Below are 6,257 nucleotides of genomic sequence, written 5' to 3'. Positions count from 1 at the left end.
CATTTTTCACCCACGCCCTTTTTTCCGGCACCCTCCGGGGGGCCTCCGGCGGGGGTTTCAAACAATGGGGGGCCGCTTTCGCGGAAATGCAAAAAAGCCAGCTAATTGGCTGCCGCACTTCTTAAATTACAAGAAGTTCGAATGAATAAAAAAGGGCTTTGCCCTTTTTTATTCATCATACTTGGATATTGTCAACATCCCACCGTGGTGATCCCAGCACTCATCTGTAAAGACAAAAGAAACTTCATCACCAACAAAAGAACTGTGTATTTCTCTCTGCCAAATAAGTTTTTCTTGCCAATCGTGACATGTAATTCTAAACTTTAAGCCACTTAATCTTTTCAGTTTCCAATATAAAGGGCAACGACCCTCTATGTCGAGATTACGTCCTCCTTTCATAATAATATCGATAAACCAATAACATATATACTTTTGTGCTACATACTTCACACTCGGAGTATATAGAAAGCCAGTAGAGTGCCTATAGCATACATGTGAGAATCCTAAGAAGGGCAGTTCTTTGTTAATGTTTCTACCATTTTGCTGTTCCATGATCAAATATTTAAGGTTAATGATGGAACAATCGCCGGGTGGTTGGGCGAATTGCGCGCTTCGCGCGGAATAAATGCGTGGACGGGGAAGATCCAGAAATTTGCTGCAGCTGGTGCAGGATACCCCCTTGCCCTGGCACTGGTGCTTTAAGACGCCGCGCGTTGATGCGCATTTCGCCCAACCACCCGAACTTTGTGAAAACATTAAGTTTAAAATCGCCTAATCAGGGCTATGCCGCTGGTTAGCCACTGGTTATACAAAGGGATTTTTTGGAATTCAACAGCCGTACAGAATATCAACGACTTAGAAAAAATTTTAGGATTATCAAACTTTCCACCCCCTTTCGGTCGTATTACTAATATAACCGTTTCTAAAAGTATTATTTATGCTCTTGACCTTCCAGCATCAACAGGTAAATATATCACCCTTAACGGAAATCAGCTTTACAGATTATTAAATATTATAAAAAAACATGTGTACGCAATTTCCTTATCATCCTCAACCGTATTAGGCGATTTTACTATCTCGACAAGTTGATGTAACAGCTTTTCAGTGTCGTTCATTGTAATGCTATACTTTTCAACGAAATTATTATTCTCTAAAATTTTGTATGCTTCATCAACTTCTTTCCAGCGAATGTTTGCTGACCGGTACACCGAAATACAGGCAGTTATTAAAAATAATAACCCAATAAGTGCGTAACCGATTTTTAAGCCTATATTTGGGTGCATCATACTACCAACAAAGCATAAGTTGAACCCAATCATAGAAAACATAAAATGGTGGGAAAAATCGGTAGCTACAAAAGTTATTCTTCTCAATTTTTTCATAATAGAATATACGAATTGCCCCCCTCGTTTATAACAAAGACTAGTGCTATTGTACTAGTACAGGTTTGCAATAAATAAGATGCCTACGATCAAATTTTATATGAAGCCTATTTTATCATTATGGTGGATCTGCAGCCATTGGGTCATCTTTATAGCGTGGATATTCACCCATGCTTCACTAGTGTCTATAAGTCCTGTAAACACTTTACTCGATGAAAAATCCCCTCTCTTAAAAACACACTTAATTTGATTCTCCCTATCCTCACAACACAATAGATTTTCTTGTCCAGAGAGTTCATATATAAAATATTGTAAATTAGAAAGCATACAATTAAATAAAATGAATATTTTCAATATTGTTTTACAATACAATATTATTATATAATAATATATTGTGAGTATGGATAATACAAACTGCCTATCATAATAAAAAAGCCAGTTCAAGAAGAATCAAGAACCGGCCTTTCATCCATTGTTTGTTAACCCCAAATTCTTCACAGCTTTGGGGAAATACACTGCGGATATGAAAATGCGAATATCGTTATTCATTACTTAAAATTAAATACCGTATAAAAAATGAACAAAATGAACAACTCGGCGCACGTTATTTAACGTAATAACAAAAAAGCTGTTTTGGACAAATGCTGTCTGGCGGAAAAATCGTATGGCCTTTTCTGAGCACATGATGTATCCCTTTGACAGTACCGCGCAGATTAGCAATCTTGAAATCTCCTTTCATGAACTTTTCCGCCTGCTCCGGGCTTTGGGCATGTACTGACATCACTTTAAACCGTTCCCGGTATTCAGCATCCTCGATGCTGTCTAGGTTAATACTTTGCCCCATCATTTCAAGGGCAATGCTAAAAACCAGTTCATCTTCATCGGAAATATTAAGCCCCCCATCAGGGATTTTAAAACCTAATTTCTCCAATATGTAGGTTGGTGTTAAAAGCATATGAACGTTTTTGAAATTAATTACTGACTTGGTGCGCATCCCGCCTATTCAAGGGCAGCCTTCACCTTCTTATCATTCTGAAATAGAGTAGATTTTACCTTTAAAAGCCTAGCGGATCTACGCCCCGCTAGGCTTTTAATTTAAATATCACACCACGGGTACAACCATTTTCTATAATTCCTTCCAGGAATCCTTTTTCCACGCAAGTATTTGGCAGTAACCAATTGGAGGTATTATTCCTCCCCACGCTTCACGACATTTTTTCATTAGTTTCTGATAATCTTGCATCCCTTCTGGTGTCTTAACTAGTTCTTCCACTGCCGAATCCAAAATAAGATGTTGGAAAAAGCCCCTTTTTTCCCACCAGTAGCTGTTGTAACCCTGCCCCTTCTTCCTGAGTTCTTTTCCTTGTGATGTAAAGGGTTCCCCATAATTATCAACATAATCATGATAATAGCAGAGTACCATTGTTTCCAACATTACACGGAGATTAAACTTAATCTGTTTCATAATAAATAAATTTAATAATTAATGATGAAACAGTCGCCGGGCGGCAGGCCGAATAAGCCCACTTCGCGCGGAATAAATGCGTGTAGGACTTTGCCGACTACTTCCCCGCCGCTGGTGCAGGATCTGCCCCTGACTACTTGATGCTACTTTAAGACGCCGCGCGTTGATGGGCATTTCGGACACCCGCCCGAACTTTGTGCAGGCATGAATTATAACCAACGCTTAATCAGGGCCGACCTCTGGCCACCGCTGCATTTAACAGAGTAAAGAACGTTTTTTGCAATGAACATTACAGGAGTGGCCTGCGGCGCTGACACTTTGTTACGGCCTTTGCTTCCCGGTACCTGGTACCGGTGTCCTAGTGATTCTACAGAATGTTATTTAAAACCATCCTATAAGGGTGATACCATCCTCTTTAGGATCAAATATTGACGTGTTAGGCACAGCCCCCTTACCTTCATTAACGTGTGGATGTGAACCTAGTACTGTATTTAATGGATTTTCCCCTTTGGGATGTTTTTGAACTTAGCTCTTTAATCCCCATAAACGTAAATTTTCCTCCGCTAACTGCTGGGTTAGTTTTAACATCGCATCATAACTACTAGAGGTGTCAATGATTGAAATAGGGCCCTCGATACACTGATAATCTTCTGAGTCCTTAAGTGCAGTATCTCGAAATTTTTCAGCATCTTCTCGAATAAAAAAAGTACGCTGCTTAACTTCCCGCTGAATATTCATACAATGTTGGAAACCGTTATGCCCCCCAGCTTTAAGGTGTTGCAAAAACATTTTTTTTTGTTCTGCAGAGAGGTATTTGTAATAATGTACTTTATACATTTTGTTGCTTTTTAAAATATAGTACAAATACAAGGCTACCACCTCCAATAGTAGCCACTATTGTCATTCCTCAGAGATTGATATTAGTATTTTGTAATCCCTTTGTGATTTTTGAAATTACGTTTTTTTAAAAGTGGGGCTGACTTTGTTATCAGCCCCTTAATGAACGATCAATCTTCTTGTTTCTTTTCGCAAGGATACTTGAGTTCTATTATGGCTTCATGGTCGGCAATCTGCCCATCTTCCCAATCCTGCCATTGTTCTTCTGACCAGGCTTCCCAGCCCAGTTCACATCTTTCATTCCAAGATAAATTTTGATGCTCCATAGTAATTATTTTTAATGAATTAATGATGGAACATTCGCCGGGCGGAAGGCGGCAATAAGCCAAGACTGGCAACGGAATAAATACGTGTAACACTGCAGCCGCCCCCCTTTCCCTGTGTTGGTGCAGGATCTGCCCCTCCCTACTTCCTGATGCTTTATGCCGGATGCCTTCTTGGTGTTTGGCGCACCCGCCCGAACTTTTGAAATCATTAATTACACAGAGCTTAATCAAGGCCTTACTGCTGGCTATCGCTGCATTTAAATTACTAATCAATAATCGTAGCTTCTGTGACCGTTAATATCGGTAGTATTGATAAAACCCCTCGATAAACATTAATTGAATTAAATAAGTTCGTATCACGTAAGTCTATATATAGAGCGTTTTTAGAGATTTGCCCAGTTACCCGGTTTCAGATTGTAGGATCTTCCTGATACTGTACCCAATATTCCGCAATGCGTTTATCATCCCCTACCAGATTGGATATATCTTGTTCAACAACATCCAGGAGGGATACCATCACCGTTTGCATCTTCATCTATAAACCAGCATCCAGCATGGCATTTTTAAAATCATCGTAATTCTGAAAATTGTATCGATTTTTCTTTCATACGAACGTTTTATGAAATGAACAGCTTACAGGGGCGGCCTGCGGCGCTGGCACCTGGTTACGGCCTGCGCTACCGGTAACCTCCTGGTACCGGTGTCCTGGTGATCAGCTGGGTGACCAGGTACCCGGTTTCTGGGCTGTAGGATCTTCCTGGTACTGTACCCAATATTCCGCAATGCGTTTATCATCCCCTACCAGGTAGGATATATCTTGTTCAACAACATCCAGGAGGGATACCATTGCTGTTTGCATCTTCATCTGAAAACCAGCATCCTGCATGGCATTTTTAAAATCATCGTAATTCTGAAAATTGTATAACGACTTATCTTTCATACGAACGTTTTTTGAAAAAAGCTGTTTTGGACAAATGCTGTCTGGCGGAAAAATCACATGCCTTATATTCCGCATTTCCGGAAGTTCCGGAGGCGACCAGGTGCCCAGCTCTCCCCTGGTGTTCCCGAACCAGGTGCGCTACTCCCGTTTTTTGAGCTTGGCCCGGATACCGGGCCTCGATGTGCTGGCCCCGTCGGGGACCAGCACATCGAATATTACATTAGAGTTTAGACCCAAAAAGAGGAACAGACGATGATGCGTTCATAACCTCAACAAATAACTTAGCGACCGCCCAACTGTTGTTTTCAAGTACAACCTGTTGAACCTCTGGACCAAGCCCGTGATTATGTAACATATCCACACCTATAGTGGCAACAGCCTTTCGGAAGCTATCATTATGCTTGCCTAAGAAAGCGCCTGCAGTATCAATAGTCCTATTGTCTTTAGGCACTTCAGCTAAATATGCGTTTAAAAACTGTTGAGTGACTACCTCAATCTTTGCTTTGTATTCAGTTAAAATCTGTTCAGGATTACCCATGTAATTGGTTGATTTTATTAATTATATAGAACGTTTTTTGAAATTGACGTAGAAAACTCCCTGCCCCTTAACCGGGCTATCAACCCGGTTTTCCTACGGGGTGGCAGGGCCAATTATATTATATTCAACGTTCTTTGAAATCAAAAGTACTTACGGAATTCCTCATCTTCTAACATCCAGCAGGTTAATTTATCATCCTCCACATCCTCTACACGAGGCACTGTGGTTGCGAATGCAAGGGCTTTTTCAAAACTTTTGGATTTTGTACCCATCTGCGAGTACATACGGATATCAAAGGTAACAAAGCTGACAACGTCACGTAAATCACGTAATCCGTCTGGTATTGCATCCGCCACACGCTGCAGATAATCAGCAAGGGTATTAAGTTCTTCTTTTGATGGAATTGTATTTGTCATATAGTGAACATTTTTTGCGAGTTATACGCTGCGGAATTGCAGAATCGGAACTGGTGCCATTACAGCATGCACAATATAAGCTGAGAGCTGCTAAAATATGTTTATCAGATGTTAAAGAACATTTTTGATTTACTTTTCTTCAGCAACTCCGCTGTTATCGGCCAACAGTGCCTTAATACCACGGCTCCGGGCTTTAACGGGTGCTGATGGTGTTTTACGAGCTGTATTTATATAACGATAGCAGGTGACCCGACTGATACCCAATACCGCAGCAATATCCTCCACCTTCTTTTCCCCTTTCTCATACAGCATCAGGGCTGTTTGTGCTTTATGCAGATTTTCTGCTGATAGCC

At 40.7% G+C, this 6,257-nt stretch carries 10 protein-coding genes; all 10 read right to left on the bottom strand.

Going from position 1 to position 6,257, the window contains the following annotated elements:
• Window positions 1-168: 168 nt before the first annotated feature.
• Window positions 169-552, bottom strand: a complete 384-nt coding sequence (locus LX64_RS25635; protein WP_111600559.1) for a DUF6876 family protein — start codon at window positions 550-552, stop codon at window positions 169-171.
• Window positions 553-995: 443 nt separating this feature from the next.
• Window positions 996-1,382, bottom strand: coding sequence for a hypothetical protein (locus LX64_RS25630; protein WP_111600558.1), 387 nt, complete (start codon window positions 1,380-1,382; stop codon window positions 996-998).
• Window positions 1,383-1,986: 604 nt separating this feature from the next.
• Window positions 1,987-2,337 carry a hypothetical protein gene (locus LX64_RS25620; protein WP_111600556.1) on the bottom strand — a complete coding sequence of 117 codons (351 nt, stop codon included), beginning with the start codon at window positions 2,335-2,337 and terminating at the stop codon, window positions 1,987-1,989.
• A gap of 171 nt (window positions 2,338-2,508) precedes the next feature.
• Complete coding sequence (locus tag LX64_RS25615) at window positions 2,509-2,847, bottom strand: hypothetical protein (RefSeq protein ID WP_111600555.1); 339 nt, start codon at window positions 2,845-2,847, stop codon at window positions 2,509-2,511.
• A 525-nt stretch (window positions 2,848-3,372) separates the two neighbouring features.
• Window positions 3,373-3,684 carry a hypothetical protein gene (locus tag LX64_RS25610; protein WP_111600554.1) on the bottom strand — a complete coding sequence of 104 codons (312 nt, stop codon included), beginning with the start codon at window positions 3,682-3,684 and terminating at the stop codon, window positions 3,373-3,375.
• Window positions 3,685-3,854: 170 nt separating this feature from the next.
• Entirely contained in the window at window positions 3,855-4,283 is a 429-nt protein-coding gene (locus tag LX64_RS25605; RefSeq protein ID WP_111600553.1) for a hypothetical protein, read from the bottom strand.
• A gap of 439 nt (window positions 4,284-4,722) precedes the next feature.
• The gene (locus LX64_RS25600; RefSeq protein ID WP_111600552.1) at window positions 4,723-4,950 is read right to left on the bottom strand and encodes a hypothetical protein; all 228 of its coding nucleotides are present in this window, start codon (window positions 4,948-4,950) and stop codon (window positions 4,723-4,725) included.
• 220 nt (window positions 4,951-5,170) lie between these two features.
• Window positions 5,171-5,488: a hypothetical protein gene (locus LX64_RS25595; RefSeq protein ID WP_111600551.1), complete on the bottom strand. Its 318-nt coding sequence runs from the start codon at window positions 5,486-5,488 to the stop codon at window positions 5,171-5,173.
• Window positions 5,489-5,628: 140 nt separating this feature from the next.
• A complete protein-coding gene (locus tag LX64_RS25590) occupies window positions 5,629-5,904 on the bottom strand; it encodes a hypothetical protein (RefSeq protein ID WP_111600550.1) in 276 nt (91 codons plus the stop codon).
• 129 nt (window positions 5,905-6,033) lie between these two features.
• The coding region (locus tag LX64_RS25585) for a helix-turn-helix domain-containing protein (protein WP_148707479.1) at window positions 6,034-6,257 on the bottom strand (224 nt) is incomplete at its 5' end.

Source organism: Chitinophaga skermanii (assembly GCF_003259335.1).
Lineage (GTDB): Bacteria > Bacteroidota > Bacteroidia > Chitinophagales > Chitinophagaceae > Chitinophaga > Chitinophaga skermanii.
This window is presented reverse-complemented; position numbering and strand designations above follow the sequence as displayed.